The following is a 17,155-nucleotide window of genomic DNA, read 5'->3' on the forward strand; positions in this document are numbered from 1 at the left end:
TAATCTAGTGTCTCCCGACGCTGGAGTTGCTCATGAAGATCGCACGACTGCTGATCCTGCTGGTGTTGCTGTTGGCCGGCCTGGTCATCGGGTCGCTCAATTCGCAGCCGATCCAGATCAACTTCGTGTTCTCCAGCATCGCCACCACCTCCGGCATCGCCATCATCGTCTCGCTGTTCGCCGGCGTGCTGATCGGCGCCTCGCTGGTCCTGGCGGCCCTGGTGATCCCCCTGTATGCCAAGCTGCGTCGCGCCAACAAGGCCGCGAACGCCGCTGCGCCGGCCGTCGCGCCGGTCTCCCCCCACGCCCACCAGCCCTTGGACGGACGCTGATCTTCGATGGACTTTCTGACCGAGTGGTTCTGGTTCTTCCTGTTCCTGCCGCTGGCGGCATTGAGCGGCTGGGTGATCGGCCGCCGTGGCGGCCAGCGCCATGGCGATACCCAGGTCAGCCGGCTGTCCAGCACCTATTTCCGCGGCCTCAACTACCTGCTCAACGAGCAGCCGGACAAGGCGATCGAGCTGTTCCTGCACATCGCCGAACTGGACAAGGAAACCTTCGAGACCCAGGTCGCGCTGGGCCACCTGTTCCGTCGCCGCGGTGAGGTCGACCGCGCCATCCGCCTGCATCAGGGCCTGGTCCAGCGCGGCGATCTGAGCGACGCGCAGCGCGTGCAGGCCTTGCTGGCGCTGGGCGAGGACTACATGAAGTCGGGGCTGCTGGACCGCGCCGAAACCGTGTTCACCGAGCTGGCGCAGATCGACCAGCGTGCGCCGCAGGCGCTCAAGCACCTGATCGGCATCTACCAGGCCGAACGCGACTGGGAAAAGGCCATCGACAACGCCACCCGCTACGAAGAGGTGACCGGTGAGCCGATGGGCAAGCTGATCGCCCAGTTCGAATGCGAGCTGGCCGACCGCTACCGCGCCTCCGGCAAGAACGATCTGGCGCGGGAGGCGATCGCGCGCGCCTACCAGGCCGATGCCAAGTCGGTGCGTGCCGGCATCCTGGAAGGGCGCATCGATGTCGACGACGGCAACGACGAGGCCGCTATCCGCGCCTTCGAGCGCGCCGCGCGCCACGACCCGGACTACCTGCCGGAGATCATGCCGGCGCTGATGGAGTGCTACCGCCGCGGCAACGATCTCAGCGGCGCGCGCGCGTTCCTGTCGGAGATGACCGAGCACTACCGCGGCATCGCGCCGGTGCTGGCGCTGACCCGCCTGATGGAGTCGCAGGAAGGCATTTCCGCCGCGCGTTCCTACCTGGGCCGGCAGCTCAAGGACCGGCCGTCGGTGCGCGGCGAGTCCGCGCTGATCGACCTGACCCTGGCCGAGGGCGCCGATTCCACCGCGACCCTGCAGGATCTCAAGCACATCACCGACCAGTTGCTGGTGCGCAATCCCAGCTACCGCTGCACCCGCTGCGGCTTCGGCGCGCGCACCCACCACTGGCAATGCCCCAGTTGCAAGGAGTGGGGCACGGTCAAGCCCCTGCTCAACTACGCGGTGGTGTAGTGCCCATCGCAGGAGCCGCGCTGCTCTTGGCGCTTGGGGTGTTCAGCGCGGCCGGCACCTGGCTGTCGCGCCAGTACGCACTCAAACGCAAGCTGATGGACGCGCCCGGCGAGCGGCGCAGCCACACCGTGGCCACGCCGCGCGGCGGCGGCGTGGCGATCGTGGCGGCGGTGCTGCTGGCCTGCGGCTGGGCGGCCCTGCAATGGCCGCAGCACGGCGGGGGCATCGCCACCGTCGCCGCCGGCCTGGTGCTGGTCGCCGGCGTCGGCTGGTGGGACGACCACCGTTCGCTGTCGGCAGCGCTGCGATTGCTGGTGCATGCGGTCGCCGCGACCCTGCTGGCTGCACTTGTCTACAAGGCGAGCCAGCCGCTGTGGATGGTCGCGCTGGTGTGGTTGGCGACGGTTTCGCTAATCAATATCTGGAATTTCATGGACGGCATCAATGGCCTGGCCAGCAGCCAGGCGATGCTCGCCGCCCTGGGATTCGCCTGCCTGCTGCCGGCGCCGCTGCGCTGGCCGTGCTGGGTGCTGCTGGTGGCCTGCGCGGGATTTTTGCCGTTCAACTACCCCCGGGCGCGCATTTTCCTCGGCGATGTCGGCAGTGGCGCGCTTGGCTACCTGATCGCCGCGCTGTTCGCCTGGTGCCTCGTCGCCGGCGGCCAGGCGCCCTGGCTGCCGGCATTGCCGCTGTCGGCCTTCGCCATCGACGCAGGCTTCACGCTCGTCTCGCGCATGCTCGCCGGCGAACGCTGGTGGCAACCGCACGCGCAACATTTCTACCAGCGTTGGGTACACACCGGCAGTAGCCATACTGTCGTCACGCTCGCCTACGGTCTGTTCAGCATTGTCGCGATTACAATTGCGCGGCTGGGCAGGCCCCTGGATGCGGGCACGCAGGCCGGTCTGATGATCGCCTGGTTCTGTTCGGCAGGTGTGCTTTGGCTGGCCTTGCGCAACCGGATGCGCCGAACTCTCACGGATCACTGATGCTTTCCACGCGCGACCGAGTCACCGAGCTGTTTCCCAAGGCCTCCGTGGTCGTCCACGATCTGGCGATCGTCTGGGTCTGTTGGCAATTGCTGCACGCCGCGCGCTACACCATGCTTCCCGGCGAGCACCCGCTGCCGCTGTGGAACCTCAACACCGCCATCGTGCTGGTGGCGCAGGGGCTGGTGTTCTGGAAGGTCGGCCTGTACCGCGGCCTGTGGCGCTTCGCCAGCGTCCCGGACCTGCTCAATATCTTCAAGGCCAGCTTCTACGGCCTGGTCGCGATCGTGCTGGGGCTGGCCTACAGCCGCTTCGACGCGATCCCGCTCTCTGTGCTGATGGTGTATCCGTTCGCGCTGTCGGCGCTGCTCGGCGCGCCGCGGCTGCTGTATCGCGCCTGGAAGGACTACCAGATCGCCCATTCGGACGACACCGCGCGGCGCGTGCTGATCGTCGGCGCCGGCCGGGCGGCCGAGGCACTGGTGCGCGACCTGCGCCGTTCCGGTGCCTATCACCCGGTCGGCTTCGTCGACGATGCCGGCCACCTGCACGGCGCCAAGCTGCAGGGCCTGCCGATCCTGGGCCGGATCGACGAGGCCGGCGCGATCGCCAAGGAAACCGCGGCCAAGCTGCTGGTCATCGCGATTCCGTCTCTTGACGCGGCCGGCATGCAGCGCGTCGTGGCGATCTGCGAAAGCACCGGCCTGCCGTTCCGCACCGTGCCGCGCCTGCTCGATGTGCTCGACGGACATTACCTGCCGGGCGAACTCAAGGAGGTCGCGATCGAGGACCTGCTCGGGCGCAAGCCGGTGACCCCGGACTGGAAGCTGATCAAGGGTTGGTTGTCCGGGCGGACCGTGCTGGTCACCGGCGCCGGCGGCTCGATCGGCTCGGAACTGTGCCGTCAGTGCGCGCGTCACGGCGCGCGCAAGATCGTGCTGCTGGAGATCAACGAGCTGGCGCTGATCACCATCCATGCCGACCTGCACCGCACGTTCCCCGATCTGGAGATCGACTGCGTGCTCGGCGATTGCGGCGATCCGGCGGTGATCCGCCACGCCATGCAGGTGGCCGAGCCGGACGCGGTGTTCCATGCCGCCGCCTACAAGCAGGTGCCGCTGCTGGAGCGGCAGTGCCGCGAGGCGGTGCGCAACAACGTGCTGGCCACCGAGAACGTGGCGCGCGCCTGTGTCGCGGCCAAGGTCTCCACCTTCGTGTTCATTTCCACCGACAAGGCGGTCAATCCGGTCAACCTGCTCGGCGCCTCCAAGCGCTACGCCGAAATGGTGTGCCAGTCGCTGGACGACCAGGCGGTGAGCACGCGCTTCGTCACCGTGCGCTTCGGCAACGTGCTGGACTCTGCCGGCAGCGTGGTGCCGCTGTTTCGCGAGCAGATCCGCCAGGGCGGCCCGGTGACGGTCACCGATCCGCAGGTGACGCGCTACTTCATGACCATTCCCGAAGCCAGCCAGCTGATCGTGCAGGCGGCGGCCTCGGCGTCGCATGGCGCCATCTATACGCTGGACATGGGCGAGCCGGTGCCGATCCGCCTGCTTGCCGAGCAGATGATCCGCCTGGCGGGCAAGCAGCCCGGGCGCGACATCGCCATCGTCTATACCGGCCTGCGTCCGGGCGAGAAGCTGCACGAGACGCTGTTCTACGCCGACGAGAACTACCGGCCCACCTCGCACCCGAAGATCCTCGAGGCCGGCGTGCGCAGCTTCTCGCGCGAGGACGTGCTGCGCGGCGTGCAGCAGTTGCGCGCCGCCGTGGCCGACTACGACAGCGACACCATCGAGAAGGTGTTGCGCATGACCATGCCGGAGTTCGCGCCCTTGCGTCAGCAAGATGGTCACGACGGCTCCGCTACCATCGTTCCATTCCCCGCACGCGAGGCCAGAAGGCTCTGATGAGCAAGAGAATCCGCAAGGCAGTATTCCCGGTGGCAGGTTTGGGTACCCGCTTCCTTCCCGCCACCAAGACCGTTCCCAAGGAAATGCTGCCGATCATCGATCGGCCGCTGATCCAGTACGCCGTGGACGAGGCGATCGAAGCCGGGTGCGACACCCTGATCTTCGTCACCAACCGCTACAAGCACGCGGTCGCGGATTATTTCGACAAGGCCTACGAACTGGAGCAGAAGCTGGAGCGTGCCGGCAAGCACGAGCAGCTGGAAATGATCCGCCACGTGCTGCCGGACGGCGTGCGCGCGATCTTCGTGACCCAGGCTGAAGCGCTGGGCCTGGGCCACGCCGTGCTGTGCGCCAAGTCGGTCATCGGCGACGAGCCGTTCGCGGTGCTGCTGCCGGACGACCTGATCTGGAACCGTGGCGACGGCGCGCTGAAGCAGATGGCCGATCTCAACGAACGCAGCGGCGCCAGCGTGATCGCGGTGGAAGACGTGCCGCACGAGAACACCGCCAGCTACGGCATCGTGGCCACCGAGGCCTTCGACGGCCGCAAGGGCCGCATCGCGCAGATCGTCGAGAAGCCCAAGCCGGAGGACGCGCCGAGCGATCTGGCGGTGGTCGGGCGCTACGTGCTCAGCGCGAAGATCTTCGAACTGCTGGAAAGCACCGGCACCGGTGCGGGCGGCGAGATCCAGCTGACCGACGCCATCGCCGCGCTGCTGAAGAGCGAGGAAGTGGACGCCTACCGTTTCGAGGGCACCCGTTTCGACTGCGGGACCCACCTGGGCCTGGTCGAGGCGACCATCCGGTTTGCGCTGGAGAACAAGAAGCTGGCCAGGCCGGCGCGCGAGAAGCTGACCCAGATGCTCGCCGAGGAGTAAGCCTGGTGCCGTGCGCCGCTGTAGGCGGCGCACGGGCCAATGAGCTTCAGGAACTGATCCGATCCAGATAGGCCGAATCAGGTGACAAACAGAAAAAGGCAGCCGTGAGGCTGCCTTTTTCTGTTTTTGCGCTTGTCTGACAACAACGCTTGGTGCCGGACCCTCACCCCAACCCCTCTCCCGGAGGGAGAGGGGCTTGAGCGTGCGCGAGGCTGCTTCAGCCATCGAGATCTCTCCTTCCTTCTCCCACCGGGAGAAGGTGCCCCGAAGGGGCGGATGAGGGTACGGGTGCCGCTACGTACAACGAAACCCAGCGCTGCCTTGCATCGCGAGTCGCTTCGCGCCGGACCCTCACCCCAACCCCTCTCCCGGTGGGAGAGGGGCTGTGTACTGCTCCCTTCTCCCGTCGGGTGGCCCGCAGGGCCGGATGAGGGGAGGGCGCCGCGCGCTTACAGCGCCTCGATGATCCCCGCGGCGCCCATGCCGGTGCCGATGCACATGGTGACCATGCCGTACTTCTGCTTGTGGCGGCGCAGGCCGTGCACCAGGGTGGCGGTGCGGATCGCGCCGGTGGCGCCGAGCGGATGGCCGAGGGCGATGGCGCCGCCCAGCGGATTGACCTTTGACGGATCCAGGCCGCTGTCGCGGATCACCGCCAGCGACTGTGCGGCGAAGGCTTCGTTGAGCTCGATCCAGTCCAGTTGGTCCTTGCTCAGGCCGGCCTGCTTGAGCGCCTTCGGAATCGCCTCGATCGGACCGATGCCCATCACTTCCGGACGCACCCCGGCGACCGAGAAGCTGACGAAGCGAGCCAGCGGGGTCAGCCCGTAGTCCTTGATCGCCTGCTCGGAGGCCAGTAGCACCGCACCGGCGCCGTCGCTCATCTGCGAGGAGTTGCCGGCGGTGACGCTGCCGCCGAACTGGCCATTGCGGAACACCGGGCGCAGCTTGGCCAGGCCTTCGATCGAGCTGTCCGGACGCGGGCCTTCGTCGGTATCGACCAGCTTCTTGCGCAGGGCGATGACGTTGCCGGCCAGGTCGGGCTGGTGCGAGAGGATCTCGTAGGGGCTGATCTCGTCGCGGAACTCGCCGGCGGCGATCGCGGCGATGGCCTTCTGGTGCGAGGCGAGGGCGAAGGCATCCTGGTCCTCGCGCGACACCTTCCATTCCTCGGCCACCTTCTCGGCGGTGATGCCCATGCCGTAGGCGATGGCCACGTGGTCGTCGGCGAACACGCTCGGCGACAGCGCGACCTTGTTGCCCATCATCGGCACCATCGACATCGACTCGGTGCCGCCGGCCAGCATCAGGTCGGCATTGCCCAGGCGGATCTGGTCGGCGGCCAGCGCCACCGCCTGGATGCCCGAGGAGCAGAAGCGGTTGATGGTCTGTCCGGCCACCGAATTCGGCAGGCCGGCCAGCAGCACGCCGATGCGCGCCACGTTCATGCCTTGCTCGCCCTCGGGCATCGCGCAGCCGATGATCGCGTCGTCGATGCGCGAGGTGTCGATGCCCGGCGCCTGCGCCACCACCGCGCGCAGCACGTGCGCCAGCATGTCGTCGGGACGGGTGTTGCGGAACATGCCCTTGGGCGCCTTGCCGACCGGGGTGCGGGTGGCGGCGACGATGTAGGCTTCCTGGATCTGTTTGCTCATGGCTTTCTCCGAAAGCCGGGAATAGGGAATGGGGAGTCGGGAATCGTAAAGCGATTCGCGCGATCTGCAGCAGTCCTATTTCCGGCAGAAAATTAGGGGGAGAAGGAGGAGCCGGGAATGCATTTCCATTCCCGATTCCCCATTCCCGATTCTCAGTTCCTAAGCGGCTTACCCGTCTTGAGCATGTGCCCGATGCGCGCCTGGGTCTTTTCCTGCTGGGCCAGTTCGACGAAGTGCTTGCGCTCGAGCTTGAGCAGCCATTCCTCGTCCACCAGCGCGCCGCGGTCGACTTCGCCGCCGCACAGCACGGTGGCGATGCGGGTGGCGATCTCGTAGTCGTACTCGCTGATGAAGCGGCCTTCCAGCATGTTGACCAGCAGCATCTTGAAGGTGGCGATGCCGACGTCGCCGGCGACCTGGATGCGTCGCGCCGGCAGCGGCGGGCGGTAGCCGCCTTCGGCCAGGGCGCGCGCCTCGGCCTTGGCGATGTACAGCGATTCGTAGCTGTTGAACACCACCTTGTCGGTGCCGCGCAGCAGGCCCAGTTCCTTGGCGTTGACCGCCGAGGTGGAAACCTTGGCCATGGCCACGGTCTCGAAGGTCTTCTTCAGCTCGGCGAACACGTCGCCGCCCGGACCCGCCGCCTGCGCCGCGCGCACCGCGATCTCCTTGAGGCCGCCACCGGCCGGCAGCAGGCCCACGCCGGCCTCGACCAGGCCGATGTAGCTCTCCAGCGCGGCCACGCTCTTGGCGCTGTGCATCTGGAACTCGCAACCGCCGCCCAGCGCCAGCCCGCGCACCGCCGCGACCACCGGCACCAGCGAGTACTTGATGCGCTGGCTGGTGGCCTGGAAGTTGGCGACCATCGCCTCGAACGCATCGACCTTGCCGGCCTGCAGCAGGCCCAGCGCGCCGGCCAGGTCGGCGCCGGCGGAGAAGGGTTCCTTGTGCTGCCACAGCACCAGGCCCTTGAAGTCCTTCTCGGCGCGGCCCACCGCTTCCTGCAGGCCGTCCAGCACCTGGTCGGAGACGGTGTTCATCTTGGTCTTGAAGCTGACCACGGCGATGTCGTCGCCGTCGTGCCACATGCGCAGGCCGTCGTTCTCGAACACGGTCTCGCCCTGCGCGAACTTCTCGCCCAGCAGCGGATCGGGGAAGCGCTGGCGCTTGTACACCGGCAGCGCCGAGCGCGGCAGCTTGGCGTCGCGCGCCGGGCTGTACGAACCTTCGGCGGCGTGCACGCCGTCGCGGCCATCGAACACCCAGTTCGGCAGCGGCGCGCTGCTCATGCTCTTGCCGGCGGCGATGTCGTCGGCGATCCACTGTGCGACCTGCTTCCAGCCCGCGGCCTGCCAGGTCTCGAACGGACCCAGCGCCCAGCCGTAGCCCCAGCGGATCGCCAGGTCCACGTCGCGCGCGGTCTCGGCGATGTCGGCCAGGTGGTAGGCGCTGTAGTGGAACAGGTCGCGGAAGGTCGCCCACAGGAACTGCGCTTGCGGATGCTGGCTCTCGCGCAGCTTGGCGAACTTCTCGGCCGGGTTCTTGATCTTCAGGATCTCGACGACTTCCGGTGCGGCGGCGCGGTCGGCCGGGCGGTAGTCCTGCTTCTGCAGGTCCAGCACCACGATGTCCTTGCCGACCTTGCGGAAGATGCCGGCGCCGGTCTTCTGGCCCAGCGCGCCCTTGCCGATCAGCGCCTCCAGCCACTTCGGCGCCTTGAAGAAGGCATGCCACGGATCGTTCGGCAGGGTGTCGCCCATGGTCTTGATGACGTGCGCCATGGTGTCCAGGCCGACCACGTCGGAGGTGCGGTAGGTCGCCGACTTGGGACGGCCGACCAGCGGGCCGGTGAGACCGTCGACCTCGTCGAAGCCCAGGCCGAACTGCTCGGTGTGGTGGATGGTGGACAGGATCGAGAACACGCCGATGCGGTTGCCGATGAAGTTCGGGGTGTCCTTGGCGTAGACCACGCCCTTGCCCAGGGTGGTGACCAGGAAGCTTTCCAGGCCTTCCAGCACCGCAGGCTCGGTGTGCTTGGCCGGGATCAGCTCGGCCAGGTGCATGTAGCGCGGCGGGTTGAAGAAGTGCACGCCGCAGAAGCGGTGACGCAGCTGTTCCGGCAGCACGTCGGACAGGGCGTTGATGCCCAGGCCGGACGTGTTGGAGGCCAGCACCGCATGATCGGCCACGAACGGCGCGATCTTCTTGTACAGGTCCTGTTTCCAGTCCATGCGCTCGGCGATGGCTTCGATGATCAGGTCGCAGCCGCGCAACTGCTCCAGGCCGGAGTCGTAGTTGGCCGGGGTGATGGCTTCGGCCAGCGCGGTGCTGGCCAGCGGCGCCGGGCTGAGCTTGGTCAGGTTGGCGATCGCCTTGAGCACCACGCCATCGGCGGGGCCTTCCTTGGCGGGGAGGTCGAACAGCACGGTGTCGACGCCGGCGTTGGTCAGGTGCGCAGCGATCTGCGCACCCATCACGCCCGCGCCCAGGACGGCGGCACGGCGGACGAGCAGGGGATTGGACATAGCGATCAGCCTCTGTGGGTCAACGTTTGCGGGATCAGGGAACCGAATGGGCGAGGAAGCCGGCTTCGGCGAAACGGATGAGTTCGCGGGCGGCGTGGGCGCGGTGCGCGCCCTCGCTGACGCCGGCGGGGCGCTTGATCAGGCCGAAGTCGGCCATGGCGTAGGTCAGGGCGCCGGCCAGGAAATCCAGGCGCCAGTACAGTTCCTGCTTACTCAGCCCGGGCACGCAGGCGGCGATGGCCTTGCCGAACTCGCGCAGCACATGGCCGTAGTGGTCGGACAGGAACTGGCGCAGGCTGTCGTTGTTCTCGGCATAGGCGCGGGCGATCACCCGCACGAAGGCGCCGCCGCTCTGCCGCTCCTGGGCCATCGCCAGGGCCGGCTCGACGAAGGCCGCCAGCACCGGGCCGAGCTGGCCGGGATGCTGCCGTTGCGCTGCTTCCAGCTGCGCCATGCGCGCGGCGGTCATTTCGTCCATGCGCCGCCGGAACACCTCGTTGACCAGGTTTTCCTTGGACCCGAAGTGGTAGTTCACCGCGGCGATGTTGACGTCGGCCTGGCTGGTGACCTGGCGCAGCGAGGTGCCGGAAAAGCCGTGCTGCGCGAACAGTTCCTCGGCCGCGCTGAGGATGCGGTCCTTGGTCGAGAAGTGCGCTTGCTTTGCCATGCGGCCGCCAGAATCAATCAAACGATTGTTTGAGTCTAGGCCCGGGCGGTGGGTGCGTCATGCTGCTTTGCAGCACGATTCAGCCTGGCCGTGCAAAGCCGGCGCCGATTGGATAGAATTGTCCATCGCAATTCTGGCTAAGCCCGCGTTTTGACGCGGGTTTTTTTCATGTTAACCTCGGGCCTTCAGTGGCCCGCCCAACGGAGAACTTCCCATGGCGCTGGAGCGCACCCTGTCCATCATCAAGCCCGATGCCGTCGCCAAGAACGTCATCGGCGAAATCTACTCGCGCTTCGAGAAGGCCGGCCTGAAGGTCGTGGCCGCCAAGTACAAGCAGCTGTCGCGCCGCGAGGCCGAGGGCTTCTACGCCGTGCACCGCGAGCGTCCGTTCTTCAACGCGCTGGTCGAGTTCATGATTTCCGGCCCGGTGATGATCCAGGCGCTGGAAGGCGAAAACGCCGTGGCCGCGCACCGCGACCTGCTGGGCGCCACCAATCCGAAGGACGCCGCGCCGGGCACCATCCGCGCCGACTTCGCCGATTCGATCGACGCCAACGCCGCGCACGGCTCGGATTCGGTCGAGAACGCCGCCAACGAAGTGGCGTATTTCTTCGCCGCCACTGAAGTGGTTTCGCGCTAACCGAGGTCGTCGTGAACGAGGTCGTCCATCCTCCCTTGGCCATCGCCGATCCCGTGCGGACCGGCGCGGCGGCCAAGCAGAATCTGCTCGACCTCGATCGCGAGGGGCTGGAGCGCTTCTTCGCCGAGACCCTCGGCGAAGCGCGTTACCGCGCCCACCAGGTGATGAAGTGGATCCACCACCGCTACGTCACCGACTTCGACCAGATGACCGACCTCGGCAAGGCGCTGCGCGCCAAGCTGCAGCAGCATGCCGAGGTCGTCGTCCCCAACATCGTGTTCGACAAGCCTTCCGCCGACGGCACCCACAAGTGGCTGCTGGCGATGGGCGTGGACGGCAAGAACGCGATCGAGACCGTCTACATCCCCGACAAGACCCGCGGCACGCTGTGCGTGTCCTCGCAGGTCGGCTGCGGCCTCAACTGCACCTTCTGCTCCACCGCCACCCAGGGCTTCAACCGCAACCTCTCCACCGCCGAGATCATCGGCCAGGTGTGGGTGGCGGCGCGGCATCTGGGCAACGTGCCGCACCAGATGCGCCGCCTCACCAATGTGGTGATGATGGGCATGGGCGAGCCGCTGATGAATTTCGACAACGTCGTGCGCGCGATGAGCGTGATGCGCGACGACCTGGGCTATGGCCTGGCCAACAAGCGCGTGACCCTGTCCACCTCGGGCCTGGTGCCGCAGATCGACCGCCTGTCCAGCGAGAGCGACGTGTCGCTGGCGGTGTCGCTGCATGCGCCCAACGACGCGCTGCGCGAGACGCTGGTCCCGCTCAACAAGAAATACCCGATCGCCGAACTGATGGACGCCTGTGCGCGCTACCTGCGCGCCAACAAGCGCCGCGAGTCGGTGACCTTCGAATACACCCTGATGAAGGGGATCAACGACCAGCCCGAACACGCGCGGCAGCTGGCGCGGCTGATGCGCCAGTTCGACAATGCGGTGCAGGCGTCGAACGCCGGCAAGGTCAACCTGATCCCGTTCAATCCGTTCCCGGGCACGCGCTACGAGCGCTCCGGCGAGACCGAGATCCGTGCATTCCAGAAGATCCTGCTGGACGCACAGGTGCTGACCATGGTGCGGCGCACGCGCGGCGACGACATCGATGCCGCCTGCGGGCAGCTCAAGGGGCAGGTCATGGACCGTACCCGCCGGCAGGCCGAGTTCAAGCGCGAATTGCAGACGCGGGCGGATCGGGATGCGGCGGCGTAGCCAAGGGCGTTCCATCGCGGTGGTGGCGATCGCAGTGCTGGCCTTGCCGGGCTGCAACTGGATCGCTGCCAAGACCGGCACCGTGCGCACCGCCGAACAGGTGCAGCCGCATTATTCCTTCCGCGACAGCCGCGCGGTGAAGTCGCGCGTGGCCTTGCAGGAACAACTCGGCCTGGCCGCCAACGGGCTCGCCTCCAACGACCTGGATGCAGCGCAGACGCACGCGCGCAAGGCGCTGGCGATGGACGCCGACTCGGTCGACGCACTGACCGTGCTGGCGGTGGTCGCCGATCGCAAGGGCGATGCCGCGACCGCCGGTGGGTACTACCGCAAGGCCGCCGAGCTGGCGCCGAGCAACGGCGCGACCTTGAACAACTACGGCGCCTGGCTGTGCGCGAACGGCTCGCCGGCGGAGTCGCTGGCCTGGTTCGACCGCGCGCTCGCGCTGCAGGACTACGCCACGCCAGCCTCGGCGCTGGCCAACGCCGGTGGCTGCGCACTGCAGGTCGGCCAGCGCGAGCGTGGCGAACGCGACCTGCGCAAGGCGCTGGAGCTGGATCCGGACAACGCGTACGCGCTCGAGGCGATGGCCCGCAACGAGGTCGCGCAAGGGCGCTTTTTCGAGGCGCGGGCCTTCTCCGAGCGGCGTCTGGCGGCTGCGCCTGCCACCGCTTCCGTGTTACAACTTGCTATTCAGATTGAGCAAAGGCTGGGCGACAAGGCTGCCGCCGGCCGTTACCAACAGCGGTTGCGCAAGGAGTTTCCCGACGCCGCGACCACGACACCCGGGGCTAGTGCATTGTGATCAGTGATTCCAATCCGAACGCTTTCGATGGCGCCAAAGGCTGCGGGCAACAGCTCCGCGAAGCGCGCGAAGCGGCCGGCCTGAGCATCGACGACGTCGGCAGCCGACTGCGCATGCCGGTGCATGTGGTGCAGGCACTCGAGTCGGAGCAGTGGCAGCGCCTTGGCGCGCCGGTCTTTGTCCGCGGGCAGCTGCGCAGCTACGCGCGCCTGCTCGGCGTCGACCTGGAGCCCTTGCTGCAGACCGCGCAGATCGCGCCGGTGCAACCGGTCGAATTGATCAGCCACACGCACACGCCGCCGCTGCGGCGCATGCTCGAGAGCGCCACGCGGCGCATGGTCTACGTGGTGATCACCGCCGGATTGGCGGTACCGGTGTGGTACGCCACCCGTAGCCATTTCGCCGACGAAGGCGGCCCCAGCACCGCCTCGCTGGACGTGGTGCCGGGCACGCCGGGCACGACCGCTGCCGCGACGGCGCCGCCGGCCAACGGCGCTGCTGCTTCGGTGCCGACCACGTCGGCGGCCGCGCGTCCGGCGCCAAGCGCCGCGGCGCCGTACATCGCGTCGCTGACGCCGATGCCGCGTCCGGCGGCGGAGCCGGAGAAGAGCAGTCTGAGCCTGTCGTTCCAGGGCGACAGCTGGGTGCAGATCCTCGCGCCCGACGGCACGCCGGTGGAGAAGGCACTGCTGAAGGCCGGCGAGACCCGCACGTATGCGCCGGGGCAGGTCGGACGTGTGGTGCTGGGCAATGCCTCGGCGGTCCAGGTTCAGCAATCCGGGAGTACCGTGGATCTGACTCCGTTCAGGCGCGCGAACGTGGCGCGCTTTGCGGTATCCTCTGACGGTTCCGTGGTGCCCGCCTCCGAGTGACGGCGGCGCGGTTCCTCATCTTCAACATTTCATGTCCCGTCGCAGCGGCGGGGCGAGAGTACGCATGGCGATTGACGACCTGCTCGACGAGCACGAACAAAGCGAACGCGTCCGCACTTGGCTCAGGAAGAACGGCGCCGGCCTGATCGGCGGCATCGTCCTGGGCCTTGGCGCGATCATCGGCTGGCAGTGGTGGACCAAGCAACGGTCCAACGATCTGGCCCAGGCCAACGCCCGCTACGAAGCGGTGCTCAAGAGCATCCAGGCCAATCAGCTGGACAAGGCGGCCAAGGACATGGCCGAACTGCAGCAGGGCTCGACCAACATCTACGCCGAACTGGCGGCGCTGCGCCTGGCCAAGGCGCAGGTCGATGCCGGCAAGTCCGATGCCGCGTTGACCACGCTGCGCGCGCTCAAGGCCGACGGCGAAATGAAGGTGCTGGTCGACCATCGCGTGGCGCGGTTGCTGATTTCCGGCGGCAAGCCGCAGGACGCGCTGGCGCTGGTGGCCTCGGCCACCGATTCGCAGGGTCTGGAGATTCGCGGCGATGCGCTGATCGCGCAGGGCAAGCGCGAGGCGGCGCGCGATGCGTACGCCAAGGCGCTGACCAGCCTGGACGTGGCCTCGCCGCAGCGGCGCGTGGTCGAAACGAAATTGATGGATGCGGGCGGCAGCGTGCCGAATGCCGCGGAGCCGATCTGATGAAGGTAGTCATGTTCAAGCGTGTCGCCACCGTGGCCCTGCTGGGTCTGGCCTTGTCGGGCTGCACCACCGTCAAGGGCTGGTTCGCCGGCAAGGATGCGGCCGCCAAGAAAGCCGCCGAGCCTGCCGAACTGGTGAAGTTCACCCCGTCGGTGAAGGTGGTGAAGCTGTGGTCCACCGACGCCGGCAAGGGTGAGCGCCAGATCGGCGTGCGCCAGCGTCCGGTGGTCGCCGACGGCAAGGTGTATGCGGCCGCGACCTCCGGCACGGTGTACGCGCTGGATCTGCAGACCGGCAAGACCATTTGGGAATACGACGCCAAGCAGGCGCGCAAGCAGCAGCTGTCGCAGGCCGAGGACCAGCCGAAGAGCCAGGTCGAGAGCGAGTCCGGCAAGAACCTGTCCAAGGACGAGCGCGCCGCCTACAAGCAGCGCCTGCGCAACGAGAAGCAGCAGGCCAAGGAGCGCAAGCGGCTCGAGAAGAAGCGTCCGCTGCCGCGCTTTGCCGGTGGCCCGGGCGTGGGCGACGGCCTGGTGGTCGTCGGTGCGCTGGACGGCGCCGTGATCGCGCTCGATGCCGCCAACGGCACCGAGAAGTGGCGCGCCAAGGTGCCCAACGAAGTGATCGCCGCGCCGGTGATCGCGCAGAACATGGTGTTCGTGCGCAGCAACGACGGCCGCACCACCGCCTTCGATGCGGCGACCGGGCAGCAGCGCTGGTTCAATGCGCAGGAACTGCCGAGTCTGACCGTGCGCGGCAATGCGCCGGTGGTGGCGGGTCCGGGCGTGCTGTTCATCGGCAACGACGACGGCACGCTGGCCGCGCTGGCGATGCAGGACGGTCGCGTGCTGTGGGAGCAGACCATCGGCGTGCCGGAAGGCCGCACCGAGCTGGAGCGCATGGCCGACGTCGACGGCGCTCCGGTGCTCGACGGCACCACGCTGTATGCGACCAGCTTCAAGAACGAGACCGTGGCGCTGGAAGGCCCGAGCGGCCGCCCGCTGTGGAACCGCGATCATGGCGGCGCCGGCGGTGTCGGCGTCAGTTCCGGCAACGTGGTGGTGGCCGACAACGCCGGCACCGTGTGGGCGCTGGACAAGGCCTCCGGATCGGCCATGTGGTCGCAGCCGGGGCTGGCGCGCCGGTCGCTGACCGGCGTGGCGATCCAGGGCGATTACGCCGTGGTCGGCGACTACAAGGGCTATCTGCACTGGCTCCGGCTCGATAACGGCGAGTTCGCCGCGCGCGAGCGGGTCGGCCGCAAGCCGCTGGTGGCGCAGCCGGTGGTCGCGGACGGAATCCTGCTGATGCAGAACACGAAAGGCGACCTGACCGCGTTCCGGTTGGGTCAATAACAAGAGAAGGATGTCGCGATGCTGCCGCTGGTCGCCCTGGTTGGACGGCCGAATGTCGGCAAGTCCACGCTGTTCAATGCGCTGACGCGCAGCCGTGACGCGCTGGTCCACGACCAGCCCGGCGTCACCCGCGACCGCCACTACGGGGTATGCCGGCTGCAGCCGGACACCCCGTTCGTGATCGTCGACACCGGCGGCATCTCCGGCGAAGAGGAAGGCCTGGCCGGCGCCACGGCCGAGCAGGCGCGCGCCGCCGCCGGCGAGGCCGACCTGATCCTGTTCGTGGTCGATGGTCGCGAGGGATCGTCCGCGCTCGACGACGAGATCCTGGCCTGGCTGCGCAAGCTGGCGCGGCCGACCCTGCTGCTGATCAACAAGATCGACGGCACCGACGAGGACCAGGTGCGCGCCGAATTCGCGCGCTACGGTCTCGGCGACGCCATCGCGGTCTCCGCCGCGCATCGCCACGGCATCGACGACCTGCTCGACGAGGTCCTGGAGCGGCTGCCGGAAGAGGGCGCTGGCGAGACCCTGGACACCGACCCGGCGCGCATGCGCATCGCCTTCGTCGGCCGCCCGAACGTCGGCAAGTCGACCCTGGTCAATCGCCTGCTGGGCGAGGAGCGCATGATCGCCTCCGAGGTGCCCGGCACCACCCGCGACTCGATCGCGGTGGACCTGGAGCGCGATGGCCGCCTGTACCGGCTGATCGACACCGCTGGCCTGCGTCGCCGCGGTCGCGTCGAGGAGGCGGTGGAGAAGTTCAGCGCGTTCAAGACGCTGCAGGCCATCGAGCAATGCCAGGTCGCGGTGCTGATGCTCGATGCCGGCGAGGGCGTGACCGATCAGGACGCGACCGTGCTCGGCGCGATCCTCGATGCCGGCCGTGCCCTGGTGGTGGCGATCAACAAGTGGGACGGGCAGAGCGACTACCAGCGTGCGCAGGCCGAAGACCTGCTGTCGCGCAAGCTCGGCTTCGTGGCCTGGGCCGAGGCTGTGCGCATTTCGGCCAAGCACGGTTCGGGCATGCGCGAACTGTTCCAGGCGATCCATCGCGCGCACGCCTCGGCGGTGCGCGAGTTCAGCACCAGCGAAGTCAACCAGGCGCTGGAAATCGCCTACGAGAGCAATCCGCCGCCGAGCATCCGCGGTCACGTCTCCAAGCTGCGCTACGTGCATCCGGGCGGCAGCAATCCGCCGACCTTCATCGTCCACGGCACGCGCCTGAAGGTGCTGCCGGAGTCGTACAAGCGCTACCTGGAGAACTTCTTCCGCAAGCGCTTCAAGCTGGTCGGCACGCCGGTGCGCTTCATGTTCCGCGAAGGCGCCAATCCGTACGAAGGCAAGAAGAACGTGCTGACCGAGCGCCAGATCGCCAAGAAGCGGCGCCTGATGAAGCACGTCCGCGGCAAGTAGCCG

General features: G+C 67.7%; 15 protein-coding genes. 12 read left to right on the forward strand and 3 right to left on the reverse strand.

What is annotated here, in order from left to right; translation table 11 throughout:
* The first annotated feature begins 32 nt into the window (after window positions 1-32).
* The 5 genes from ACHWVH_RS10275 to galU are packed head-to-tail and all read left to right on the forward strand — an operon-like array spanning window position 33 to window position 5,297.
* The gene (locus ACHWVH_RS10275) at window positions 33-332 is read left to right on the forward strand and encodes a LapA family protein (protein ID WP_010342891.1); all 300 of its coding nucleotides are present in this window, start codon (window positions 33-35) and stop codon (window positions 330-332) included.
* Window positions 333-338: 6 nt separating this feature from the next.
* Complete coding sequence (gene lapB / locus ACHWVH_RS10280; RefSeq protein WP_017910701.1) at window positions 339-1,517, forward strand: lipopolysaccharide assembly protein LapB; 1,179 nt, start codon at window positions 339-341, stop codon at window positions 1,515-1,517.
* Window positions 1,517-2,506 carry a glycosyltransferase family 4 protein gene (locus ACHWVH_RS10285; protein ID WP_394687087.1) on the forward strand — a complete coding sequence of 330 codons (990 nt, stop codon included), beginning with the start codon at window positions 1,517-1,519 and terminating at the stop codon, window positions 2,504-2,506. Before lapB ends, ACHWVH_RS10285 begins: the two co-directional genes overlap by 1 nt.
* A complete protein-coding gene (locus tag ACHWVH_RS10290; protein ID WP_394687088.1) occupies window positions 2,506-4,416 on the forward strand; it encodes a polysaccharide biosynthesis protein in 1,911 nt (636 codons plus the stop codon). The genes ACHWVH_RS10285 and ACHWVH_RS10290 overlap by 1 nt, the downstream gene beginning before the upstream one ends.
* Window positions 4,416-5,297: a UTP--glucose-1-phosphate uridylyltransferase GalU gene (galU, locus tag ACHWVH_RS10295; RefSeq protein WP_394687089.1), complete on the forward strand. Its 882-nt coding sequence runs from the start codon at window positions 4,416-4,418 to the stop codon at window positions 5,295-5,297. Before ACHWVH_RS10290 ends, galU begins: the two co-directional genes overlap by 1 nt.
* Before the next feature lie 449 nt (window positions 5,298-5,746).
* On the opposite strand, the gene ACHWVH_RS10300 is transcribed toward galU, so the two are convergent.
* The 3 genes from ACHWVH_RS10300 to ACHWVH_RS10310 all read right to left on the reverse strand — a co-directional run bounded on the left by ACHWVH_RS10300 (window position 5,747) and on the right by ACHWVH_RS10310 (window position 10,144).
* Window positions 5,747-6,952: an acetyl-CoA C-acyltransferase gene (locus tag ACHWVH_RS10300; protein WP_017913732.1), complete on the reverse strand. Its 1,206-nt coding sequence runs from the start codon at window positions 6,950-6,952 to the stop codon at window positions 5,747-5,749.
* Window positions 6,953-7,104: 152 nt separating this feature from the next.
* Window positions 7,105-9,477: a 3-hydroxyacyl-CoA dehydrogenase/enoyl-CoA hydratase family protein gene (locus ACHWVH_RS10305; RefSeq protein ID WP_152239117.1), complete on the reverse strand. Its 2,373-nt coding sequence runs from the start codon at window positions 9,475-9,477 to the stop codon at window positions 7,105-7,107.
* A gap of 34 nt (window positions 9,478-9,511) precedes the next feature.
* Window positions 9,512-10,144 carry a TetR/AcrR family transcriptional regulator gene (locus ACHWVH_RS10310; RefSeq protein ID WP_017916933.1) on the reverse strand — a complete coding sequence of 211 codons (633 nt, stop codon included), beginning with the start codon at window positions 10,142-10,144 and terminating at the stop codon, window positions 9,512-9,514.
* Window positions 10,145-10,358: 214 nt separating this feature from the next.
* Here ACHWVH_RS10310 and ndk point away from each other — a divergent pair, with 214 nt between their 5' ends.
* The 7 genes from ndk to der all read left to right on the forward strand — a co-directional run bounded on the left by ndk (window position 10,359) and on the right by der (window position 17,152).
* A complete protein-coding gene (ndk, locus tag ACHWVH_RS10315; RefSeq protein ID WP_002812972.1) occupies window positions 10,359-10,784 on the forward strand; it encodes a nucleoside-diphosphate kinase in 426 nt (141 codons plus the stop codon).
* An 11-nt stretch (window positions 10,785-10,795) separates the two neighbouring features.
* On the forward strand, window positions 10,796-12,001 hold the full coding sequence (gene rlmN / locus ACHWVH_RS10320) for a 23S rRNA (adenine(2503)-C(2))-methyltransferase RlmN (protein ID WP_087963570.1): 1,206 nt from the start codon (window positions 10,796-10,798) through the stop codon (window positions 11,999-12,001).
* A gap of 13 nt (window positions 12,002-12,014) precedes the next feature.
* Window positions 12,015-12,806 carry a type IV pilus biogenesis/stability protein PilW gene (pilW, locus tag ACHWVH_RS10325; RefSeq protein ID WP_267099864.1) on the forward strand — a complete coding sequence of 264 codons (792 nt, stop codon included), beginning with the start codon at window positions 12,015-12,017 and terminating at the stop codon, window positions 12,804-12,806.
* Window positions 12,803-13,678, forward strand: coding sequence for a helix-turn-helix domain-containing protein (locus ACHWVH_RS10330; RefSeq protein ID WP_394687090.1), 876 nt, complete (start codon window positions 12,803-12,805; stop codon window positions 13,676-13,678). The genes pilW and ACHWVH_RS10330 overlap by 4 nt, the downstream gene beginning before the upstream one ends.
* A 64-nt stretch (window positions 13,679-13,742) precedes the next feature.
* Window positions 13,743-14,381, forward strand: coding sequence for a tetratricopeptide repeat protein (locus ACHWVH_RS10335; RefSeq protein ID WP_295925063.1), 639 nt, complete (start codon window positions 13,743-13,745; stop codon window positions 14,379-14,381).
* Window positions 14,381-15,736 carry an outer membrane protein assembly factor BamB gene (gene bamB / locus ACHWVH_RS10340; RefSeq protein ID WP_017910712.1) on the forward strand — a complete coding sequence of 452 codons (1,356 nt, stop codon included), beginning with the start codon at window positions 14,381-14,383 and terminating at the stop codon, window positions 15,734-15,736. Before ACHWVH_RS10335 ends, bamB begins: the two co-directional genes overlap by 1 nt.
* A gap of 18 nt (window positions 15,737-15,754) precedes the next feature.
* Window positions 15,755-17,152, forward strand: a complete 1,398-nt coding sequence (gene der / locus ACHWVH_RS10345; RefSeq protein WP_017910713.1) for a ribosome biogenesis GTPase Der — start codon at window positions 15,755-15,757, stop codon at window positions 17,150-17,152.
* Window positions 17,153-17,155: the final 3 nt, after the last annotated feature.

The organism is uncultured Xanthomonas sp. (assembly GCF_964278005.1).
GTDB lineage: Bacteria > Pseudomonadota > Gammaproteobacteria > Xanthomonadales > Xanthomonadaceae > Xanthomonas_A > Xanthomonas_A sontii.

Excerpts from the sequence above, each read along its gene's own strand:
- ACHWVH_RS10300 (WP_017913732.1), bottom strand. The coding sequence starts at position 6,952 with ATGAGCAAACAGATCCAGGAAGCCTACATCGTCGCCGCCACCCGCACC.
- ACHWVH_RS10310 (WP_017916933.1), bottom strand. The coding sequence starts at position 10,144 with ATGGCAAAGCAAGCGCACTTCTCGACCAAGGACCGCATCCTCAGCGCG.
- der (WP_017910713.1), top strand. The coding sequence starts at position 15,755 with ATGCTGCCGCTGGTCGCCCTGGTTGGACGGCCGAATGTCGGCAAGTCC.
- galU (WP_394687089.1), top strand. The coding sequence starts at position 4,416 with ATGAGCAAGAGAATCCGCAAGGCAGTATTCCCGGTGGCAGGTTTGGGT.
- ACHWVH_RS10290 (WP_394687088.1), top strand. The coding sequence starts at position 2,506 with ATGCTTTCCACGCGCGACCGAGTCACCGAGCTGTTTCCCAAGGCCTCC.
- ACHWVH_RS10335 (WP_295925063.1), top strand. The coding sequence starts at position 13,743 with ATGGCGATTGACGACCTGCTCGACGAGCACGAACAAAGCGAACGCGTC.
- ndk (WP_002812972.1), top strand. The coding sequence starts at position 10,359 with ATGGCGCTGGAGCGCACCCTGTCCATCATCAAGCCCGATGCCGTCGCC.
- ACHWVH_RS10305 (WP_152239117.1), bottom strand. The coding sequence starts at position 9,477 with ATGTCCAATCCCCTGCTCGTCCGCCGTGCCGCCGTCCTGGGCGCGGGC.
- ACHWVH_RS10275 (WP_010342891.1), top strand. The coding sequence starts at position 33 with ATGAAGATCGCACGACTGCTGATCCTGCTGGTGTTGCTGTTGGCCGGC.
- lapB (WP_017910701.1), top strand. The coding sequence starts at position 339 with ATGGACTTTCTGACCGAGTGGTTCTGGTTCTTCCTGTTCCTGCCGCTG.
- bamB (WP_017910712.1), top strand. The coding sequence starts at position 14,381 with ATGAAGGTAGTCATGTTCAAGCGTGTCGCCACCGTGGCCCTGCTGGGT.